Consider the following 22395-nt stretch of genomic DNA (forward strand, 5'->3'; position numbering starts at 1 on the left):
TCAGGTAGCCAGGCTGCGACGGCGCAGACGCTCGGCCACCCAGATGAGTGCGGCGATGAAAAGGAACAGGCACGTGGAGACCGCGGCGATCACCGGCGAGATCTGCATCGTGATTTCGTCCCAGAATTGCTTGGGCAACGTGGTCGACAAGCCGCCCGACGTGAACAGGGCAATCGTCAGTTCGTCGAACGACGTGGCGAACGCGAACAGGAACGACGAGAGCAGACCGGCGCCGAGAATCGGGAACGTCACGCGACGCAGCGTCGCCCACGGACGCGCGCCGAGGCTGTACGCCGCCAGATCGAGGCGCGTGTCGTAGTTGCGCAGCACCGCCATCATCGTGATGACGACATAGGGCACGGCCACAACGGTGTGGGCAAGCGTCAGTCCGACGCTGGATCCGACCAGCCCGACCTTGGCGAAGAAATAGAACACGCCCACGGCCAGGATCATGCGCGGCACCACGATGGGGGCGAGCACGAAGGCGAGCATTGCCGACTTGCCGCGCATGCCGCCGCGCACCAGCAGGAACGCAGCCGGTGTGCCGACGAGCATCGACAACAGCCCCGCACCGATGCCCACGAGCATCGAACGCGTGACGGCCTGCATCCACAGCGGCGAATCCCAGATCTGCTGGTACCACTGGAGCGAGAAGCCCTTGGGCGGCCACGCCAGCCCCGAGGCCGAATCGAACGACATCGGAATCATCAGCAGCGCGGGCGCGGCGAGGAACACGACCAGCAGGAAGACGACCACGCGCAGCAACGGCCCGTCGCCCTGCTCGCCCTTGTGACGCGGCAACACATGCAGCAGCAGATCGGTGGCGCTGCCAAGCGTGGCGAGCACCTTCTCGCCGAGCGAACGGCTCCAGCCGCCGCGACGCTTGCCTGCCTTCGCGTCGCCCGCGCCGCCGGCCATCGTCGAGAGACCGACCATGCGGTCGTAGACGAAGAACACGACCAGCACCACGGCAAGCAGCAACACGGAAATCGCGCCGGCAAAGCCCCAGTTCAGCGCCTGCATCACCTGATCGATGATGAGCTGCGTGATCATGGTTTCGTGACGTCCGCCGAGCAGCGTCGGCGTAATGAAGAAGCCGATCGCGGTGACGAACACCATCAGCGCACCGGCCGCCACGCCCGGCAGCGACAACGGGAAATACACGCGCCAGAAGACCGTACCGGGACGCGCGCCGAGCGTCGAGGCTGCGCTCGGCAGACGACGGTCGATGTTCTCCATGACGGAGAGCATCGTGAGCACCGCCAGCGGCATGAGCGCATGCACCATCCCCAACACCACGGCCGGGAAGCTGTAGAGCAGCGAGAGCGGCTGATCGATCAGACCGAGATCGAGCAGCGTGCGGTTGACGACCCCGTTACGGCCGAGCAGCACCACCCATGCGAACGTGCGCACGAGGAAACTCGTCCAGAACGAGAGCAGCAGCCAGAACAGCAAGCGCTGCTTGCGCGCACCACTGAGCGTGGAGAGCCGATAGGCAATCGGATAGCCCGTGAGCACCGCGAAGAAGGTCGTGTACAGCGAGACCTTCAGGGTAATGAGCAGCACCTCGACATACACCGACGAGGCGAACAGCCGCTGGTACTCGGCGAAAGTGAAACCGCTCTCGCCGCGAATGCTCAGCAGCAGCAACTGGCCGACCGGATAGATCAGCATCACCGCCAGCAGGATGACGATGGGCGCGGCCATGAACAGCGGGCGCAGACGCGCACGCCACGGCGAGCGACGCGGCGTCGGCTGCACCGGTTGCGAGGGTTGGGAGGACGAAGGGCGAACCACGGCGGAAGCACTCATGACTTACCCCGCGATCGCCACGGCGTCATCGGCGTGCCAGGCGAGGCCCAGCGTCTGACCGATTTCGTAACGGTTACCCTGTCGATGCGTCGGGAAGGCCGCCACGAGCGACTTGCTCGCGTCGCCGCCCGTCACCGCCGATTGCAGATACAGCTTCGTCATACCGCCGGTGACCATGATGTCGGTGAGCTTCGCCGAAATCGTGGCTACACCGTCCGCACCCGATCGACCGTCGTGAATGTGCAGGTTCTGCGGACGCAGCATGAGCTTGACCGGACGGCCGCGCTCGATCTGCGCGTCGTAGACCATCGCGCCGGCACCACCGGCGGCATCGACACCCGGCATCGCCACGCGCACCTGATCGCCCGCCCGCTCGAGCACCGTGGCGTCGAGCAGATTGGATTCACCAAGGAAGTCGGCAACGAACACGCTCTTCGGACGGAAATACAGATCGTCCGGCGTGCCCAGTTGCGCGATCTCGCCGGCGTTCATCAGGCAGATGCGATCGGACATCGTCATCGCTTCTTCCTGATCGTGCGTGACGTACACGATGGTGGTGCCGAGCTCTCGGTGGATGCGCTTGATTTCGAGCTGCATGTGATCGCGCAGCTTCTTGTCGAGCGCGCCCAGCGGCTCGTCCATCAGAATGATCGACGGCCGGTAGACCATGCAGCGCGCGAGCGCAATGCGCTGCTGCTGACCACCCGAGAGTTCGCGCGGATAGCGCTCTGCCACGTGCGGCAGATGCACCATTTCCAGCGCGTTCATGACCATCTTGCGAGCCTCGGCGGCATCGGTGCGACGCATCTGCAACGGGAACGCGATGTTTTCCGCCACCGTCATGTGGGGGAACAGCGCGTAGTTCTGGAACACCATGCCGATGTCGCGCTCGTACGGCGCACCGTACGTGACATCGGCCCCATTGATGCGGATGGCGCCCGCATCGGGCTGCGACAGACCGGCGATGAGCGAGAGCAACGTGGTCTTGCCCGAGCCGCTGGGGCCGAGCAAGGTCAGGAATTCGCCCTGGGCGACATCGAGATCGGTCGGCGCCAGCGCTACGAAATCGCCGTAGCGTTTGGACAGGCCCGAGACTTGAAGATTGGCAACGGTCATGAGATCAGCACCCCAAAAAACATGAAACGGAACGGCAGGTGAGGATCAGGTCAGGATCCAGCGGTTGAAACGTTCGAGCGCAACGCTCTGGTTCTGCTGCCAGAACTGGGCGTTGATATGCACGCCGCTCTTCATGTTGTCCGGGAAGGTCGGGCAGTTCTTTGCGATCTCCGGCTTCACGTAATTGAACGCTTCGGGCTGCGTCATGCCGGCGGGGAAGTACTTGACCAGTTCCGCCTGACGCTTCGGATCGCTCGCGAACTTGATGAACTCGCGGCAAGCGGCCGCGTTCGGCGTGCCCTTGAGAATCGACCAGTTATCGACACCCCAGATGTTCTGGTTCCAGACGATCTCGACCGGCACGCCGTTGGCCTGTGCCGACTGCGCACGCGAGGCCCACGTGGCGACCATGTCCACTTCGCCCGAGCCGAGCATCTGCTCGACCTGTGCACCGGTCGTCCACCACACGGCGACCTGCTTGGCGATCTTGTCCAGGCTCTTGAACGCGCGGTCGAAGTCGCACGGATACACCGAGCCCGGCGCAACGCCGTCGGCAAGCAGTGCCTGTTCGATGGTGTCGAACGGATACTTGCGAATCGAGCGGCGGCCCGGGAAGTCCTTCACGTTCCACAGGTCGGCCCACGACGTCGGCGCCTTGCGGCCCTTGAACGCGTCGGTGCGATAGGCCAGCACCGTCGAGTAGACGTTGGTCCCCACGCCGAACGGCGACATGTACTGCTTCGGGATCTTGGCGATGGTCGGGTCCGACTCGAGACCGTGACGCTCCAGATACTCCTTGCCCCCGCCGGTCAGCAGCAGGATCGCGGGCTGGCTGATCTTCGCCATGTCCCACGTGTAGCTGCCGGCTTCGACCATGCTCTTGATCTGCGCGGTCGGCTCGGCGTTCGCCTGCACACCGACGACTTCGATGCCCGTCGCCTTGGCGAACGGCTTGTAGTACACGGCGTCGTACGCCTTCGTGTAAATGCCGCCGTCGTCACGCACGACGATGCGCTTGGTCGCGGCGCGCGAGGGCGTCCACACGAACGGGAAGGCAACGGCGGCCGCGCCGACGAGCGCCGTCTTCATGGCCGTGCGACGGCCCGGTTGTGCGAGCGACGCTGCGTTGTTGTCTACGGAATCGAGCGGGCTTGCAGAGGTCTTGCGTTTCATCATGGTCTCCGGTCTTGACTGGGAGGGTGGGCGCGGCGACGGACGCGATTTCGGCACAGCCGCCGCGCGCGCAGTTATGGCAAAACAAACAGCAAAACGTGAAAAACGAAAATGTCGTGGATGTGCCGACCGCTCAGGGAACGAGGCGCCCCGGGTTGAACAGCTGGTTCGGATCGAGCGCCGCCTTCACGGTGCGCATCAGGGCAAGCTCCGCCGGTGCCTTGTAGCGCTGCATCAGCGGCAGGCCCGTCTGGCCGACGCCGTGTTCCGCGCTGAACGTACCCGACAGACGCGCCGCGACGTCGTTCACGCAGGCGCGCATCGCGTCGCCCATGGCCGCGCTGTCGGCGAGCGCCGCCCACGCGGCGAACGAGAACATCGGAATGAAGTGCACGTTGCCGTCGCCCATATGGCCGACGATGGCGATGTCCAGCCCCGGCACGATGGCATGCACCGCACGCGTGGACGCTTCGATGAATTCGGGAACGCTCGACACCGGCACGGCGCAATCGGTCGTGAGGCCGATGGCGGCCTTCTTGTTCGCCTCGCTCACGCTGTGACGCACTTCCCACAGGTCGGCGCGCTGTGTTTCGTTCGCGGCAACGACGGCGTCTTCCACCAGGCCCTTCTCGATGGCGTCGCCCAACGTTTCGGTCAGTACCGCTTCGAGCCCTTCGGCGTCGCGCGTGTCGCCCAGTTCGACAAGCACGTGCCAGGCATGAGCGCCGGTAAGCGGATTGCGGCGATTCGGCACGTTCGCCAGCACCAGATCCAGCTGGTGACGATTCATGATTTCGAACGCGGACAGACGCGAGCCGCAGACGTTCTGGAACATGCCGAGAATCTGCTGCGCGGCAGCCGGATCGCGCGGGGCGAACCAGGCAAGCGCGTGATGCGTGGGCAGCGGGTGGAGCTTGAGCGCCGCCGCCGTGATGATGCCCAGCGTGCCCTCCGCGCCGATGAACAGATGCTTGAGATCGATGCCGGTGTTGTCCTTGCGCAGCGCACGCAATCCGTCCCAGATCGTGCCGTCGGCCAGCACGACTTCGAGACCCAGCACGTTCTCGCGGGTGTTGCCGTATCGCAGCACGCTCGTGCCGCCCGCATTGGTCGAGAGCGTGCCGCCGATCTGGCACGACCCCTCGGCGCCGAGGCTGACCGGGTAGAGACGCCCGACGTCGGCCGCCGCATCCTGCACGGTTTTCAGAATGCACCCAGCTTCGACGACCATCGAACCGTTGGCCGCGTCGATCTGACGGATATGACGCATGCGCGCCAGATTCAGGATCACAGGGGCCGGGCCGCCTGTCGCCGGCACCGCGCCGCCGCACAGGCTCGTATTACCACCCTGTGGGAGGATCGGCACCCCGGCAGCCGCGCACAGCTTCACAATGTCGCTGACCTGCTCGGTCGACGACGGCAGCACCACGCACAGGGCTTCGCCCCGGTAGCGCCCGCGCCAGTCTTCCGTGTAACCGGCGGTGTCGGGCGCGCTCGTGAGCACGGCGTCCGCGCCCAGCGCGTCCTGCAACCGGTTCAACAGGGTCTCTTGCGTGACTGCGTCGTTCATTGCCTGCCTGCTCCTGAATGCGTCGGTTCGACTGCCCCGCTGCGTGCCTCGCCGTCTGCTATGACTGTACGCAACGAGCGGTGTTGCCATGCCAGACGCCCGTCTGGCGATTTGTTGTAATCAAGGATAGGCGAGAAAAAATTGCAATAAAATATCTTTAATTGCAATGCGCTCATTTTAGGTGTTTATGCGGATGTGACCCATACGGCGGTCAACGCTCTCGTGAGTTAAGTGATAATGGCTCCACCCTTCACACGAGGTGCCGTCGACATGCCCGAAGCTACACACTTCATCGGCAATCAGTGGGTTGCCCCCGCCAAACGCGCCGGGGTTTCCGCCGCTTCCGCAGGTGCCGCGAACACGGTCATTGCTGTCATCGATCCGTCCGACGGTCAGCCGTTCACCGAAATCGCCCGGGGCGACGCCGAAGACATCGACCGTGCCGTGCGCGCGGCACGCGCCGCCTTCGACGGCGACTGGGGCCACATGGCCGCTGCCGAGCGCGGGCGCACGCTATACGCCCTATCGACGCTGCTCGCCAGACATCAGGAAGAACTCGCGCAACTCGAAGCCCGCGACACCGGCAAGCCGCTCAAGCAGGCGCGCGCCGATGCGGCGGCCATCGTGCGTTACTTCGAGTTCTACGCCGGCGCGGCCGACAAGCTCCATGGCGAGACCATTCCCTATCAGCAGGGCTTCACCGTCTTTACGGTGCGCGAGCCGCATGGCGTGACCGGTCACATCATTCCGTGGAATTACCCGCTGCAAATCTTCGGCCGTAGCGTCGCCGCCGCCCTCGCGACCGGCAACGCCTGTGTCGTCAAACCGGCCGAAGACGCCTGCCTGTCGCTGCTGCGGGTGGCCGAACTGTCGAAGGAAGCCGGTCTACCTGCGGGCGCGCTCAACATCGTGACGGGCTATGGCGCCGAGGCCGGCGCCGCGCTCGCCCGGCATCCGGGCATCGACCACATCTCGTTCACCGGCTCGCCCGCGACCGGCACGCTGATCTCGCAGATGGCCGCCGAGCACCACACACCGGTCACGCTCGAACTCGGCGGCAAGTCGCCGCAGATCGTCTTCGCCGATGCCGACATGGACGCCGTGCTGCCGGTGGTCGTGAACGCCATCGTGCAGAACGCCGGGCAGACCTGCTCAGCAGGCAGCCGCCTGCTCGTGCAGCGCGACGCCTACGAAACCGTGCTCGCCCATCTGGCAGACGCGTTCGCACGCCTGCGCGTGGGACCGTCGCAGGACGATCTCGACCTCGGCCCGCTCATCAATGCCCGTCAGCAGCAACGCGTATGGGACTTCCTGTCCGAAGCGCAGCACGACGGCATTGCCGTCATGTCGCAGGGCGAAGTGACCGGCAGCGCCCCCGAAGCGGGGTTCTATCAGGCGCCCACGCTACTGCGCGACGTGCCGGACACGCATCGTCTGGCGCGTGAAGAAGTGTTCGGGCCGGTCCTGGCCGCCATGCCGTTCACCGACGAAGCGGATGCCGTGCGTCTGGCCAACGGCACGCCTTACGGGCTGGCCGCCGGCGTCTGGACGCGCGACGGCGGACGACAGATGCGTCTGGCACGCCACATTCGCGCGGGACAGATCTTCATCAACAACTACGGCGCAGGCGGCGGCGTGGAGTTGCCCTTCGGCGGCATGAAGCATTCCGGTCACGGTCGTGAGAAAGGCTTCGAAGCGCTTTACGGGTTCACGACGCTCAAGACCGTCGCCATCCGGCACGGTTGATCCGCCGCCCCCGACAGTTCTCAGCATCACGCCACCTGAAATAGTCGCAACGAACAGATCGCAGTGAAGCGCCAAAGGCTCCCTGACCACCGGGCGCTTCGCGTCGAAAAATGCACATCAGGGACCTTTGGAGACAAGGCATGCGTTTGCAAGAGAAAGTGGCTATCGTGACAGGCGCCGGATCGGGATTCGGCGAAGGCATTGCCAGGACGTTCGCACGCGAAGGCGCTGCGGTCATCGTGAACGATCTGAATCGCGAAGCCGGTGAGCGAGTGGCGCGCGAGATCGCCGACGCGGGCGGACGCGCCGCGTTCGTGTACGGCGACGTTTCCCTCGAAGGCGATCACGTCACGCTGCTCGACGAAGCCGTAACGCGTTTCGGACGTCTCGACATCGTGGTCAATAACGCGGGCACCACGCACCGCAACAAGCCGTTGCTCGAAGTCACCGAGGCCGAGTTCGACCGTGTCTATGCGGTAAACGTGAAAAGCATCTTCTGGAGTGCGCGCGCGGTCATCCCCTATTTCCAGCAGCGCGGCGGTGGCGTGATGATCAACATTGCCTCGACGGCCGGCGTGCGCCCGCGCCCGGGCCTCGTCTGGTACAACGGCAGCAAAGGCGCCGTGATCACCGCAAGCAAGGCGATGGCCGCCGAATTCGGGCCGCAGAACATTCGCGTGAACTGCGTCAATCCGGTCATCGGCGACACGGGCCTGACCGCTGAATTCATGGGCGTGCCCAACACGCCCGAGAACCGCGCCAAATTCCTCGCGGGCATTCCGCTGGGACGCTTCTCCACCCCCCAGGACATCGCCAACGCCTGTCTTTACCTCGCAAGCGACGACGCCGCCTTCATCACCGGCGTGTGCCTCGAAGTCGACGGCGGGCGCTGCATCTGAGGCGCGCTGCCCGAGCTCTCCCAACATCCGTACGCCGAAGTTCATTGCGTTTCCAGCAGTCGGTAGCACCCGTAGTTGTCACACAAACATAACTAGACAACACCTCGTCAAACCGGAGGAGATTCCGTATGAACAGCGTTCCGACGCCCCCCTCGTCAATGTCCGGCGCCCCCCATGCCGACTTCGAAGCTGCCACGTACCGCAAGGTCGGCTGGCGGCTGATTCCGTTCCTGCTGCTGTGCTACGTGGTCGCGTATCTCGACCGCGTGAACGTGGGCTTCGCCAAGTTGCAGATGGTCGGCGACCTGCAATTCTCCGAGACGGTGTTCGGTCTGGGCGCCGGCATCTTCTTCATCGGCTACTTCATCTTCGAAGTGCCCAGCAACGTGATCCTGCATCGGGTGGGCGCACGCGTGTGGATCGCGCGCATCATGATCTCGTGGGGCATCATTTCCGGCGCGACGATGTACGTCACCACGCCGTCGATGTTCTACGTCATGCGCTTCCTGCTCGGCGTGGCGGAAGCCGGTTTCTTCCCCGGCATCATCCTTTACATCACCTATTGGTACCCGGCCTCGCGACGCGGGCGCATGACGGCGTGGTTCATGACGGCCGTGGCGCTCTCGGGCCTGATCGGTGGACCGCTCTCGGGCTGGATTCTCAAGGACATGAGCGGCGTGAACGGTCTGGCCGGATGGCAGTGGATGTTCCTGCTCGAAGCGATTCCGTCGGTCGTGATCGGCATTGCCGTGCTGTTCGTGCTCAACGACCGGATTCGCGATGCCAAATGGCTGAACGATGACGAGAAGGCGCTGCTCGAACGCAACATCGCGAGCGACGTACTGACCAAGGAAGACCTGCCGCTGCGTCAGGTCTTCTCCAGCCCGCGCGTGTGGATGATGAGCCTCATCTACTTCTCGTTCGTGATCGGCCTGTATGGCGTGGGCTTCTGGCTGCCGACGATCATCAAGAGCACCGGCGTGACGGACCCGTTGCAGATCGGGCTGCTCACCGCGATTCCGTACTTCTTCGCGGTGATCGCGATGGTGCTTGTGGGGCGTCGCTCGGATCTGCGCGGCGAGCGTCGCTGGCACATCGCGATTCCGGCGTTCCTCGGCGCCATCGGCCTGTTCCTCTCGACGGTGTGGAGCCACAACACGCAACTCGCAATGGTCGCGCTCACGCTCGCCACGATGGGCATCATGATCGTGCTGCCGTTGTTCTGGAGCCTGCCCACGGCATTTCTCGGCGGCACGGCGGCCGCCGCAGGCATCGCGATGATCAACTCGCTGGGCAATCTGGCCGGGTTCGTGGGCCCCTATCTCATCGGCTTCCTCAAGGACGCGACCCAAAGCACCAACAGCGGCATGTTCCTGCTCACCGTGTTCATGATTCTGGGCGGGTTGCTGACGCTGGCGGTCCCGGCCCGATTGGTCAATCAGTAGCCGTGCCTGTCGGCACGACACGCAGTTCGCTTGTCGAAACGGCGTCTTGATCGTCGAGACCGAGACGCCACAGGGCGACTGGCCGGGTCGCCACGGTGGGAGTAACATGTTTGCCAGGAATCAGGCCGTCCCCGCTCGGGACGGCTTGTTTTTTTGCTCCCTGAGCGATTGCCTCCCCTGCCCCCTACGCTTCGCAGATTCGCATGCCCGCCAACGACTCACAGACGACGCCGGCCGGCGTCTCGCTCACGCCCAACGAGGTCAAGTCGATCCTCACCGGCTTGCTGCTCATCATGTTTCTCGGCTCGCTCGACCAGACCATCGTCGCGCCCGCCTTGCCGACCATTGCCCGAGACCTCGGCAGCTTCGATGCGGTCTCATGGGTCGTCACGGCCTACCTGCTGTCGTCGACGGCGATTACGCCCATCGTCGGCAAACTCTCCGACCTGTTCGGGCGACGCGTCGTGATCGCCGTGAGCGTCACCGTCTTTCTCGTGGGCTCGGTGCTGTGTGCGCTCGCGCCCAGCATGCTCGCGCTGATTCTTGCACGCGGGGTCCAGGGGTTGGGCGGCGGCGGATTGATCGCGCTGTCGAACACGGTGATTGCGGATATCGTTTCGCCACGCGAGCGCGGCCGCTATCAGGGCTATATCTCGGGGATGTTCGCAGTCTCCGGCGTGGCCGGGCCCGTCACGGGCGGCGTGTTCGCCCAGTACCTCAACTGGACGCTCATCTTCTGGATCAACATTCCGCTCGGTCTGCTCGCCATCTATCTGAGCGACCGCGCGCTGCGACGTCTGCCGCGTCGCGAGGGCAAGCCGAGCATCGACTATCTCGGCTCGCTACTGCTGATCGTCGCCACCGTCTGCCTGCTGCTCGCGCTCACGTGGGGCGGGCATCGCTATGCGTGGGTGTCGGCGGAAATCGGTGGATTGGTCGTGGCCGCCGTGGTGATCGGCGCCGTGTTCCTGCGGCATCAACGTACGGTGCGCGAACCGTTGTTGCCCGTTGCGCTCCTCGCCAATCCCGTGTTTCGCATGACCTCGACGATGGCCGTGCTGGTGATGATGGTCAACATCAGCATCGGCATCTATGTGCCGCTCTATCTGCAACTGCAACGTGGTGAATCGGCCAGCAGTTCCGGGCTGATGCTGATATTGCCGCTGCTCGGTATCGTGGTCGGCGCGCTCAGCGCCGGGCATTACATGCGCAAGACGGGGCACTACAAGCGGCCGCCGCAGATCGGCCTGCCGGTGGCATTTATCGGACTCGCGGTCATCACTGCCGGCGTACAGTCGCTGCCGCTCACGGTCATCGGCATCTGTCTCGGGTTGGTCGGGATCGGGTTCGGCTCTGCGATGCCGGTCATGACGGTGGCCACACAGAACGCCGTGGCGCCGCGCGACATCGGCATTGCCACGGCAGCGCATGCGTTCTTCCGCGCGCTGGGCGGCATGATCGGTGTCGCAATGTTCGGCGCGCTGATCGTCGGCCTGCTGGTCTCCGGCGACGACGGTAGCGCTCCGCGCGAACTCACCGACTTCCTGCGCCCCGGCGGCGCCCCGGCCGGGATGACGGAACACCTGCGGATCGCCTTCGGCGCGTTCTTCGGCGGCAGTGCACTGATCGCCGCGCTGGCGATCGTCGCGCTGGGCCGTCTGCCGGAAATTCCGCTGCGTCAAAGCTCCGGGAACGAAGCCTCGGCCATCGAGTAAGACGCGTCGGATCGCCTGGCGTCGATCTGAAAAATCATTTCAAGCCCTTCCCACGCGGGGATTTGCAGGTATCGCTCATCCCCGTGCCGTTCTCCGCAATTCGCCGACATTCCCCAAAGTGGTTCATCGATAGCCGCCTCACTGTGAGCACTCCTTTCCACGCATCAAGGAGTTCGTCATGGGCGGCACTGGACCACTATCGAGGGCAAAGCCTACGAATCACGTGCAGTATTCGACATTCGCACCGCAATCGACCGGACAATCATCGGCAGCGGCCGGGACGTCTCAGGCGATTCAGCGCGATCTCAACGCCGTGCGTTCCGCTTCGCCGGGTTCGACCACGTCAGGCAGCTTCCTCTCCAACATCACGCAACGTGTTTTCGGCACGAAGACGTCCCCCTTCTGCACACCGGACTCGTCAGCGGCGGAGAAAGCCGCAGCGCGTGCACGCGGTGCCGACACGTTGGCCAAACTCCCGCCGATCCATCAAATGACCGGTGCGGTGTCGGCGTCTCCCACCTCCCAGCCCATGACACTGGGCGACTTGCTCAACGTCACGCAGGCAAACCGCTATGAAGTATGGCTTTGTCTGACCCACCGGGAAGCCGGTCCAGGCGATACCATGGCGCCCCCCAAACTGGCGGCATTCGCGAACGCCATCGACCTCTTGCAGGAAGATCATCGACCGCCCGCAGCGGAATTCGTGATCTCGTATCTGCACAACTTCTACGTCGCCATTGGCAAGCCCGGCGAGTTGGCGACGTATGTCGGCCAGATTTTCAGCGGCATGAAACAACGGGCGAGCGCAACGCCATTGATCGAGGCCTTTTTCCGACAAACCGCGACCGTATTCGGCAACAAGCAGCATCTGGTCGCGTGGGGAATACAGCGAAATCTCACGGGCTTTAGCACGGCCGACGCCGACAAGCTTTGGCGCGCTACCGCCATCTGGAAGCTTGAATACATGCGCGCCGAGCAGCGTTACGACGGGTGGACGAAAGCCTTTGAGCGGCTGGATCGCCAATCCATCGCGTCGACTATCGCCGACATCGCCCTTCACGCCAACGCGATCACACTGATCCCCGAAGGCGAAAACCGCCACCTGGCGGCCAGTCAGCTGGCCAGGCGCCTGATCGCATCGGCGACGCCATGCGCAACGCCCGCTGCCAGAATTGCGTTCGTTCATGAGGGACTGGCGATGATCGACGACAACGCGGTCCGGGCAGACGTTGCCGAAGGACTCATCGAGCACGCACGAGCAGACCGCTCGGCGGCTCAGGAATACATTCATCGCGCCATCTCCGACCGATTCGACTTGTTCGATCCGGGCACCGGATTCCATCTGCAAAGCGTGCTCAAACGCCTGAACCCGTCGGCCCAATCAGAAAAGCCCTGACACGAGCGGCAAAGTCTCACGCCGGACAACCCGGCACAGTGCGGGCTCCTTCACGATCTGTCAGGAGTCCGCATTGTTTCCTTCTTCACGTCTGACTCACACCGCATTGCCGGTCGATGCCACCACGACGTGCAACACGACATCGACGTCGACCACTTGGGTGACGACCGTGCCCCCCTCAAACTCCCCAACATCTACGACGCCCTCGCGCTCCCTTTTCCCTCACGATTTCTGGCAAGCGTTTCAGGCCCCCCTCAGCCCACCGGCGATGCGCCCCACTGACGACACACTGCCCGCAGTGCCGTCGCCACCTCTCATGGCGTCGCAGCCATCGTTGGGCCTTGCGGCCAGCGATTGGCGCGTCGACTTCACTGGCCTGTTCGAACTCCCGTTGTCGACCGACGACGCCACGAGCGTGACGCGCCCTGCCATCGGCAAGCGCGACTTCGCTACGGCCCTCGGTGGCGACGACGCCACCCACGCAGCGCACTGGAAGCGTCTGTCCGCCCTGCGCGAGATCCCGGCGCTCGACCCCAGGCCATCGACCTCGGGCATGCGTTATCGCACCGGTCCGTCGATTCCGGAGCCTGTGCTGCGTAAGGCCCTGCTTGTGCTCGGCGATCCCGCTGCGCAGGCCCCCGACTGGTTTGCCACGCTGGCATCGCGCGCCGTCGATGTCGTGCTCGACAAGGGGCACTACGCCGACGCCCGTCATCTGCTCGAAGGGCTGTTGCGACGTCTGGAGACCGATCAGGCGCTTGCGCATTGGACCACGGCGTTCGAGCGCGTTGTCGCACTCGCGTTGCGCTTCGAGGCGCGTACGGAGGATGCCGCGCGCGCCATGCTGCTCACTTGCAGCAAGACGTCAGGCGACGGCGCCCAGACGCTGGCGCAAGCGTCGACGAATGCCAGCATCGAACATCTGGTGGCGCACCGGCTCCATGCGATTGCGGATGGACCAGCCGACGGGCGCGCGAGCGAATGGCGCGACTTGCTAGACGGCATGCAGCGCTCGAGAGCGTGCACGACGGCGCAACGTCTCGTGCCCCTCGCACGCTTCATCGGCTTGCTGAACGAGGCGGAGCAGACGCCTGCGGCCATGGCGCTCGTCGAGGCGGCATGCACGTTCGCCGGTCACGGCGGCTGGCGCGAACTGGCGTCCGAACTGCTCGGGGCGGTGCCGTCCGGCGAAATGGCGGCGATTGCACGCTCCCTCACGAGCAGCGACCGGCGTATGTTTGCCGACGACGTAAAAGCCGTCGTCGAAGCCATCTCGGAACGCATCGACCGCCTGTCCGACGACGACACGCGAGCGCTCATCGAACATCTCGAACCGATCGTCATGATGCGCGGTGATTTCGACTATCTGGTCTTCGGGCCGGACGAGTGCGCCCAGATGCTCGACGACCTGCGCACGACATGCCGCCGCCGGGGCTTCGACGATCTGACGAGCCAACTGGACACAACCCTCGAAGCGGTCTGCGACGAGTACAAGCGCACGATGATGGACTGACCGCGCTACCGTACGGTTCATCGCGACACCCGCATCGACGCGGGTGTCGGTTGTGATTTCCCCTCACGCCGTTCACTCGAACGGATTGTGAAAGACGCGCCTGCGAGGTGTGTCGCACAGTACACAGTTCGCCCCCATCAAGGAGAGACTTATCGTGCCGCCCGTAACCGGTCCCTCAGACGCTCGCCGGACACCGTCCAACGTCAACGAGACGCGCCAGGCGCCAACCGACAGTCGCCCGTCGGCAAACACCAGACACACGTTCTCAATCGATTTCAACAATGCCCACCATAGTGCCTTTGCATTGGGGTCAGGCCCGGGCGCGGCGTTGACGACTGACACGCCATCGTTGCATTCGCCATAAACGACAACACCCGCTCGCGGCGGGTGTTGTCGGTCAACCATGGGCGCTCTGTATCTCAAGCCGTGGCGCAGGCCCGGTAGTGACGATTGGCCTGATCCATCTGCCCCAGCCCTTCGAAGAGCTGCGCCAGCGACAGATGCAGACGCTGCTGCAAATGCCGGTCGTCGGTGTGACGCAATGCGCCTTCGAGGAACGTCTGCGCCTTGCCCCACAACCGCTGGTGCTGGCACAGCTTGCCCAGCGCGTAGAGCAGATCGGGATCGTTCGGATGCCGCTGCTGCCAGGCTTCGGCCTTCTGGATGAGCGGCAGGGCGTCGCCGCCCGCGCACTCGGCGTAGCGACGCAGCAAGCGCGCGTCCCAATGCTCGGCCAACGCCGCTTCGACGATATCGCGCGCTTCACGCGGACGGTCCAGCGAAATCAGCAGTTCGGCGGCGACATCCGCGATACGCGCCGACGTGCGGGCATCCGCCGGCAACTCGTGCCAGCACTTGAGCAGCGCATCCGCATCGTGACGATGGTCGCGCAGAATGCCTTCGCTGGCCGTCTGCTTGAGCTTGGCTGCCAGCGCCGGATGCAACGCTTCACGCTTTTCGAGCATCTTGAGCAGGTTCAGCACCTCGGGCCAGTGCTTGAGATGCTGATGCGCACGCAATGCCACGAGCTGCGCCTGCATGCGTCGCGCGCCCTGCGCACGCATCTCGGTCAGCGCATCGAGCGCGCCTTGTGCATCACGATTGTCGACACGCAACTCGGCCGTCTGCAACAAGCGTGCCTCTTCCAGATTCGCGCCCTGCGCTTCGGCCAGCCACGTATCGCGACGCGCGAACTCGCGCATGCGATGCGCCGCACGCGCACCGATGATCGCGGCCACACCACGATTGTCGTCTTGCTCCGCCGCTTCGCGCGCCGCCTTTTCCGCACGCGTGTAACGTCCGGCGAAGAGGTTCGCCACCGCGTCGCGCAGCGCAATGTTCGCGCGACGGCTGCGTTGGCGATTGCGGTACGCGGCGACACGTTCCGGCATCTTGTAGATGTTGCGCAAGATCCGAATGATGACGTACAGCGCAACGAACAGGGCCAGCAGCGCCAGCACGAACAGGTTCAGCGATACGTCCACCCGGTACGGCGGCACCAGCATCACCACCTGCCCGTGATTGAACGTGGCCAGTACGGCAAAGCCGGCCGCCACCGCGAACAGGAGCGTCAACCAGATCAGTCCTCGCATGCCCGGCTCCTTACGGCTTTTCCTTGACGTCCTTGACCTGACCGATGGCGGTCAGGCTGGCGTCAAGGGTCGGCAGTTCGATGGTGCGCGAGCCTGAATCGACCTGGTCGAGCAACGTTTTGACGGCGGCGATGCGGCGCGACTTGGCGTCGAAGTACTTGTCGAGCGCGGCCTGCGCGACCAGCACGTCGCTATGCACCGCCGAGGCGTTGCGCGCGAGCAGCGCCAGTCGGGCGTTAAGCAGGCGCAGCTTGAGGTTCGCACGCAGGAAGGCGCCCTGCTCGGGCGCGACGAGCATCACGTCCGGATCGTCGAGACGCCGCACCTGCACCAGTTGCTTGAGGCTGCCGAGCATCTCGCCGGACAGACGGTGCCAGGTGGCCGTCCAGCCGGTCTCGCCGGCACCGCTCGGGCCGCTGGCGTCCGTCTTCGGTGCGACGCGCTGTTCTTCGGCCTGCAACGGCAACGTGTCGATCATGGCGATGGCCTGATCGAGCTTGCCGGTCAGTTGCGGAAGATCGGCGGCGGGCACGGCCTTGAGGCGGTCGATGTCCTTCTTCAGGGCATCGCGCACGCCTGCGAGTTGCGGCGCGCCGGTGCGGGCCAGACGCGCATCGGCGCCCTCCAGCGCGATCAATGCCCCGCGCACGTTGCCCGTCAGTTGCAACTGTTGATTCGCACTCGTGACGATCTGCTCGGTCTCGGCGAGCACCCACTCGTCGCGGTTATGCGCCAGTTCCTGATAGAGCTGTTCGAGCGCGGCCTGCTGACTGCGCGAGTCGGACACACGGCCTTCCAGCGCGGTGAGCCGGTTCTGGAGGTCGCGCTGGTTATCGAGCGCCTGCGCGGTGCGCACCTGCGCCTGCATCACCTGCGAGTCGCCCGCCTGCTGACGGCGCGCCATTTCCTGCTGCACGCGGTCGAGCTTCTGGTTGAGCGACCAGCCGCCGATGCCCGCGCCGGCGGACACCAGCACGAACAGCAGCCACGGCAGCGCCGCCCCCGAACCGCGACGCTTCTGCGGTGGCTCGGGCGGTTGCCATGCCGGCGGACTGCCGGCGGCGCTATAGGTCGCCCCCGCGGCCGCGCCGCCGGTAGCGGGTGAATTCGCCGTCGTGCCGGTCGACACCGACGGGTTCTGGGAAGACTCTGGAACGCGATTATCTGTCGTCATGCTTGACTTGAATGGGATCCGCCCATGTTTTGAGTGCGGCCAGCAAGTTGTCGTCGCCGGGCGCGCACTGCGTAATCCTATCAAACCCCGCCGAGCGCGCGGCATCTGCGATGCGGGTATGCGAAGTAAAGCACGGTGCGGCAAGGATTTGGGCCAGCACTTGCGGGGTGCCCGGGGTATGCACGCCGTCACGGGTACCATAGCGCGCCGCGAGTAGCGTAGCGAGGTGCCGGACCGCTTCCGAGCTGGTCAGCACCCAGGCACACCGCTCGGCGCCATCGTGCGAGGCGAGCCGGGCTTCGAGCGCGGCCCAGGCCGCCGCATCGGGCGCGCGCGCACGACGCGTGTACGCGCTCACGATATCGAGCTGCGCGCCATTCGCCCGCAGCGTATCGGCCAGCAATTCGCGACCGCCGTCGCCCCGAACCAGCAGCACACGTCGCCCGGCAAGCGCCGGCAGATCGAGCGCCTCGAGCAACGCCTCGGAGTCGAAGCGCGCGTCGGGACCGCCCGGCGGCACGATGACACGATGTCCGGGCGACGCAATGCCGGCGTCGGCCAGCGCCTGCGCGCTGCCGGGGCCGACCACGGCCACGGGTAACGTTTGCGGCCAGCGCGCCCCCGCTTCACCCGCTCCCCTCACCTCGTCCGCGTTCGTCGTCCCGTCGCCGTTCGCCGGTTGCAGATACGTCAGTCGCGCGAGCGCATGCATGACAGCGTTGGGTGAGACGAATACGGCCAGCGCGTAAGACGACAGCGACGCTAGCGCCGCGTCGAGCGCCGCCAGCGCTGCGGGATCGGCTTGCGCGGCAATGTGCAACAGCGGGAATTCGAGCGTATCGATCCCTTCGGCGTGCAGCGCACGGGCCAGCGTTTGGGCCTGCCCGTCCGGCCGGGTGAGGATCGCGCACGGTGCGGCGCTCACGGCCACAGTGCGCACGGACGTGGCAGGCGTACCCGCCGTAGCGGCCGAGTTCGGCGACGCCGGTGGCAGCGGTGCGCGCGGCGTCAAACGGCGGTGTCCTTCGGCTCGGACGGCGGCACCAGCGCCAACCCGCCCGCGTCGATCAGTTCCTGCGCCACGCGCTGCCCCAGCGCTTCAGCGCCGAACACGTCGCCCTGCGCCACCCGGGCAGAACCCGCCGCGCGCAGCACCGTCGCGCCGTCGGTCGAGGCGATGAACGCACGCAACGCCAGTTCCCCCTGCGGCGAGAATTCGGCGTACGCCCCCAAGGGCACCTGACACGAACCGCCGAGGGCACGCGACACGGCACGCTCGGCACTCACGGCCAGCGTAGTGTTGCCATCGTGCAACGGTGCGAGCCATTGCAGGATTTCGGGACGTCCGGCCCGCACTTCGATGCCCAATGCACCCTGACCGGCCGCCGGCAGGCTCGCATCGGTCGGAATGATCGCTCGGATGCGGCTGGCGAGCCCGAGGCGCTTGAGCCCTGCTGCGGCCAGGATGATGGCCGAGAAGTCACCCCGGTCGAGCTTGCCCAGGCGGGTATCGAGGTTGCCGCGCAACGGCGCGACCTTGAGATGGGGATAACGGGTGCGCAGGCTGACTTCCCGGCGCAGGCTCGATGTGCCCACGACGGCCCCGGCGGGCAAGGCGTCGAGGCTGTCGTAATCGTTGCTCACGAAGGCGTCGCACGGGTCTTCGCGCTCGAGCACGGCCGCCAGCGTGAAGCCGTCCGGCAATTGCATCGGCACGTCCTTGAGCGAGTGAACGGCGAGATCGGCACGGCCGTCGGCCAGCGCCAGCTCGAGTTCCTTGACGAACAACCCCTTGCCACCGACCTTCGCGAGCGAGCGATCGAGAATTTGGTCACCGCGAGTGGTCATTCCGAGAATACTGACGTGACACTGCGGATATAATTTGTGCAGCGCGTCACGAACGTGTTCGGCTTGCCACATGGCGAGGCGGCTCTCGCGTGAAGCGATTACCAGGGTTTCAGGAGAAGCGAAGTTCATTCAGCAACCGCGTGAAGACCAAAAGAAAAAATGGTAACACGCTTGACCGGCCCGAACGGCTGGTCTCGAGAGGAGCGACATGAAGAGCAGCGCAAAGGCAAAAGCCCCGAAAGAGGGCCTGGCCAAGTCGGTCGGCAAGACGTCCCCCGCGAAGGCAGCACCCGCGGTTTCATCCCCCCCATCCCGCTCGCCACGTCCATCAGGTCAATCAAGTCCTGCCAAGACGGCGCGCACGGGTGCGACATCCGCCACAGCGGTCAAGGCCCCCCCATCCACGGCAACGCCCAAGGTCCGTCGCTCGCGCGAGGACAAGGACGCCCCGCTGCGTGAGGACATCCGCTTCCTCGGCCGTCTGCTCGGCGACGTACTGCGCGAGCAACAGGGGAGCGACGCCTTCGATCTGGTCGAGACCATCCGTCAGAACGCCGTGCGCTTTCACCGCGAAGGCGACCGCAGCGCGGCCAGAGCGCTCGACACGCTGCTCAACGGCCTGACCAACGAGAAGGCCATTCAGGTCGTGCGGGCGTTCAGCTACTTCTCGCATCTGGCCAATATTGCCGAGGATCGTCACCACAACCGCCGCCGCCGCGTGCACGCGCTGGCCGGCAGCCGCCCCCAACCGGGCAGCCTGAGCGCCGCGCTGCAAAGCCTGAAGGACGCCGGGCGCGACGACCCCGCCACGCTGCAAGCTTTCTTCGCCAGCGCGCTCATCGTGCCGGTGCTCACCGCCCACCCGACCGAAGTTCAGCGCAAGAGCATTCTCGACGCCGAACGCGAAATCGCGCGCTTGCTCGAACACCGTGACGACGCCCTCACCGAACGCGAGTCGGCGCGCAACACGGAATCGATGCGCGCCTACGTCACCACGCTGTGGCAGACGCGCATGCTGCGCAGCTCGCGACTGACGGTGGCCGATGAAATCGAAAACGCGCTGTCGTACTACCGCAGCACGTTCCTGACGGAAATTCCCGCGCTGTATGACGACGTCGCCGCCGAGCTGCACGACGCCGTGCCGAGCGTGCGCTCCGAAGGTCTCGGGCGTTTCCTGCAAATGGGCAGCTGGATCGGCGGCGATCGCGACGGCAACCCGAACGTCACCGCACAGACGCTGCAACTGGCGATCACGCGTCAGGCCACGGAAATCTTCGCGCACTACCTCGAACAGGTGCACTCGCTCGGCGCGGAACTCTCCGTCTCGCATCTGCTCGCCGGCGCCAGCGACGCCCTGCTCACGCTCGCCCGCCGCTCGCCGGACGACTCCCCGCACCGCACCGACGAACCCTACCGGCGCGCGCTGATCGGCGTGTACGCGCGACTGGCCGCGACCGCCCGCGAGTGGGTGGGTCACGTACCGCATCGCGGCGCCGTCGGCAATGCCAGCCCGTACCTCGACGCCAGCGAATTCATCTCCGATCTGAACACGGTCGTCGCATCGCTCATGGCGCATCACGGCAGCGCACTGATCTCTCGGCGCCTCGGACCGCTGGTGCGTGCTGCCGAGGTGTTCGGCTTCCATCTCGCGAGCATCGACCTGCGTCAAAGTTCGGACGTTCACGAAGCGGTCATTGCGGAGTTGTTCGCAAAGGCCGGCGTCGAAGCGAATTACGCGAAGCTCGACGAGCACGAGAAACTCGCCCTGCTGCTGCGCGAACTACGCGAAGCCCGCCCGCTCTTTTCGCCGTACCTCGAATACTCGCAACGCACCCGCGACGAACTGGCCGTGTTCTGCGCCGCGCGCGACATCCGTGCCCGGTTCGGCGCGCGCGCCGTACGCAACTACATCATTTCGCACACGGAAACCGTGAGCGATCTGGTGGAAGTCATGTTGCTGCAAAAGGAGACGGGCCTCTTTCAGGGCGCACTCGGCAGCGACGGCGCGAAGCCGGTCGAGCCAAAGGTCGGCGCGATGGTCATCCCGCTGTTCGAGACGATCGCCGACTTGCGCAACGCGCCGGTCATCATGCGCGAGTTCTTCGACATTCCGGGCATGCCGGCGGTCGTCACGCAACAAGGCGGCGAGCAGGAAGTCATGCTCGGCTACTCCGACAGCAACAAGGATGGCGGCTTCCTCACGTCCAACTGGGAGCTCTATAAGGCCGAACTGGCGCTGGTGCGGCTGTTCGAGGAGAAGGGCATCCGCCTGCGGCTGTTCCACGGCCGGGGCGGTACGGTCGGTCGCGGCGGTGGCCCGACCTATCAGGCCATCCTGTCGCAGCCGCCGGGCACGGTGAACGGGCAGATCCGTCTGACGGAGCAAGGCGAGATCATCGCCAGCAAGTTCGCGAACCCGGAGATCGGACGCCGAAATCTGGAGACCATCGTCGCCGCGACGCTCGAAGCCACCCTGCTGCCGAGCCGCAATCAGCCGCCGCGTCTGGCCGCGTTCGAAGCGGTCATGCAGACGCTCTCCGATACGGCGTTCGCCGCGTATCGCGATCTGGTGTACGAAACGCCCGGCTTTACCGACTACTTCTTCTCGGCCACGCCGATTGCGGAGATCGCCGAACTGAACATCGGCTCGCGTCCCGCGTCGCGCAAGTTCTCCGATCCGAAGCATCGCCGCATCGAAGACCTGCGCGCCATTCCGTGGGGATTCTCGTGGGGCCAATGCCGACTGCTGCTTACCGGCTGGTACGGCTTCGGCAGCGCGGTGAGCGCCTATCTCGACGGCGATGGCGGCAAGTCCGGCAAGCCCGCGAAGGCCAGCCAGGAAGACAAGGCGGGGCGCGACAAGCGTCTCGACACGCTGCGTCAGATGGTCAAGCGCTGGCCGTTCTTTGCGAACCTGCTCTCGAACATGGACATGGTGCTCTCGAAAACGGACCTGGCCGTGGCATCGCGTTACGCCGAGCTGGTGCCGGATGAGAAGCTGCGCAAGCGCGTGTTCAACCGCATCGTCGCCGAGTGGCAGAGCACGTCGCAGGCGCTCGCGCTCATCACCGGGCACGAGGAGCGTCTGGCGGACAACCCGATGCTCGCGCGCTCGATCAAGAACCGCTTCCCGTATCTCGATCCGCTCAATCACTTGCAGGTCGAGTTGCTGCGTCGGCATCGCGCAGGGGAATCGGACGAGCGGGCGCGTCGCGGCATTCACCTGTCCATCAACGGGATTGCCGCCGGGCTGCGCAATACCGGCTGACGTCCGAAAAAGCTGTCCGGTTCTGCTCCGTGCCGACGCTGGCGCGGAGCAGGCACACCGGATGGATGGCGACGGGATACCCAAAGGTGGCTCATGCGCCCTTGGGAATCTCCTCAACGACAGCCCAT

The 22395-nt window shown here is 65.2% G+C and carries 15 protein-coding genes; 7 read left to right on the forward strand and 8 right to left on the reverse strand.

Annotated elements, in window-relative coordinates; genetic code table 11:
• The 4 genes from PCA20602_RS17340 to PCA20602_RS17355 form a co-directional block, all read right to left on the reverse strand.
• On the reverse strand, positions 1-1707 hold the full coding sequence (locus PCA20602_RS17340; RefSeq protein WP_150722343.1) for an ABC transporter permease subunit: 1707 nt from the start codon (positions 1705-1707) through the stop codon (positions 1-3).
• A 108-nt stretch (positions 1708-1815) separates the two neighbouring features.
• Positions 1816-2928 carry an ABC transporter ATP-binding protein gene (locus PCA20602_RS17345; protein WP_150722281.1) on the reverse strand — a complete coding sequence of 371 codons (1113 nt, stop codon included), beginning with the start codon at positions 2926-2928 and terminating at the stop codon, positions 1816-1818.
• 45 nt (positions 2929-2973) lie between these two features.
• On the reverse strand, positions 2974-4101 hold the full coding sequence (locus PCA20602_RS17350) for an ABC transporter substrate-binding protein (protein WP_150722282.1): 1128 nt from the start codon (positions 4099-4101) through the stop codon (positions 2974-2976).
• 133 nt (positions 4102-4234) lie between these two features.
• Positions 4235-5671 carry an FAD-binding oxidoreductase gene (locus tag PCA20602_RS17355; protein WP_150722283.1) on the reverse strand — a complete coding sequence of 479 codons (1437 nt, stop codon included), beginning with the start codon at positions 5669-5671 and terminating at the stop codon, positions 4235-4237.
• Positions 5672-5941: 270 nt separating this feature from the next.
• On the opposite strand from PCA20602_RS17355, the gene PCA20602_RS17360 reads away from it, so the two are divergent.
• The 6 genes from PCA20602_RS17360 (at position 5942) to PCA20602_RS17385 (ending at position 14385) form a co-directional block, all read left to right on the forward strand.
• Complete coding sequence (locus tag PCA20602_RS17360) at positions 5942-7417, forward strand: aldehyde dehydrogenase family protein (RefSeq protein ID WP_150722284.1); 1476 nt, start codon at positions 5942-5944, stop codon at positions 7415-7417.
• Between the two features lie 140 nt (positions 7418-7557).
• The gene (locus PCA20602_RS17365) at positions 7558-8316 is read left to right on the forward strand and encodes an SDR family oxidoreductase (RefSeq protein ID WP_150722285.1); all 759 of its coding nucleotides are present in this window, start codon (positions 7558-7560) and stop codon (positions 8314-8316) included.
• A 128-nt stretch (positions 8317-8444) separates the two neighbouring features.
• The gene (locus PCA20602_RS17370; protein ID WP_246182212.1) at positions 8445-9761 is read left to right on the forward strand and encodes an MFS transporter; all 1317 of its coding nucleotides are present in this window, start codon (positions 8445-8447) and stop codon (positions 9759-9761) included.
• 203 nt (positions 9762-9964) lie between these two features.
• Positions 9965-11476 carry an MDR family MFS transporter gene (locus PCA20602_RS17375; protein WP_150722286.1) on the forward strand — a complete coding sequence of 504 codons (1512 nt, stop codon included), beginning with the start codon at positions 9965-9967 and terminating at the stop codon, positions 11474-11476.
• 490 nt (positions 11477-11966) lie between these two features.
• Positions 11967-12872, forward strand: a complete 906-nt coding sequence (locus PCA20602_RS17380; protein ID WP_150722287.1) for a hypothetical protein — start codon at positions 11967-11969, stop codon at positions 12870-12872.
• A gap of 316 nt (positions 12873-13188) precedes the next feature.
• Positions 13189-14385, forward strand: coding sequence for a hypothetical protein (locus PCA20602_RS17385; protein ID WP_150722288.1), 1197 nt, complete (start codon positions 13189-13191; stop codon positions 14383-14385).
• Positions 14386-14804: 419 nt separating this feature from the next.
• On the opposite strand, the gene PCA20602_RS17390 is transcribed toward PCA20602_RS17385, so the two are convergent.
• From PCA20602_RS17390 to hemC, 4 genes are read right to left on the reverse strand one after another with little or no spacing between them, the layout of a single operon-like run.
• Entirely contained in the window at positions 14805-15977 is a 1173-nt protein-coding gene (locus tag PCA20602_RS17390; protein WP_150722289.1) for a heme biosynthesis HemY N-terminal domain-containing protein, read from the reverse strand.
• 10 nt (positions 15978-15987) lie between these two features.
• On the reverse strand, positions 15988-17151 hold the full coding sequence (locus PCA20602_RS17395) for a uroporphyrinogen-III C-methyltransferase (RefSeq protein WP_174981244.1): 1164 nt from the start codon (positions 17149-17151) through the stop codon (positions 15988-15990).
• Positions 17138-18163 carry a uroporphyrinogen-III synthase gene (locus tag PCA20602_RS17400; RefSeq protein ID WP_150722291.1) on the reverse strand — a complete coding sequence of 342 codons (1026 nt, stop codon included), beginning with the start codon at positions 18161-18163 and terminating at the stop codon, positions 17138-17140. The genes PCA20602_RS17395 and PCA20602_RS17400 overlap by 14 nt, the downstream gene beginning before the upstream one ends.
• On the reverse strand, positions 18160-19128 hold the full coding sequence (gene hemC / locus PCA20602_RS17405) for a hydroxymethylbilane synthase (protein ID WP_150722292.1): 969 nt from the start codon (positions 19126-19128) through the stop codon (positions 18160-18162). Before hemC ends, PCA20602_RS17400 begins: the two co-directional genes overlap by 4 nt.
• A gap of 79 nt (positions 19129-19207) precedes the next feature.
• On the opposite strand from hemC, the gene ppc reads away from it, so the two are divergent.
• Positions 19208-22267 carry a phosphoenolpyruvate carboxylase gene (gene ppc, locus PCA20602_RS17410; RefSeq protein ID WP_150722293.1) on the forward strand — a complete coding sequence of 1020 codons (3060 nt, stop codon included), beginning with the start codon at positions 19208-19210 and terminating at the stop codon, positions 22265-22267.
• The last annotated feature ends 128 nt before the right edge of the window (positions 22268-22395 follow it).

This window comes from Pandoraea capi (assembly GCF_902459735.1).
GTDB lineage: Bacteria > Pseudomonadota > Gammaproteobacteria > Burkholderiales > Burkholderiaceae > Pandoraea > Pandoraea capi.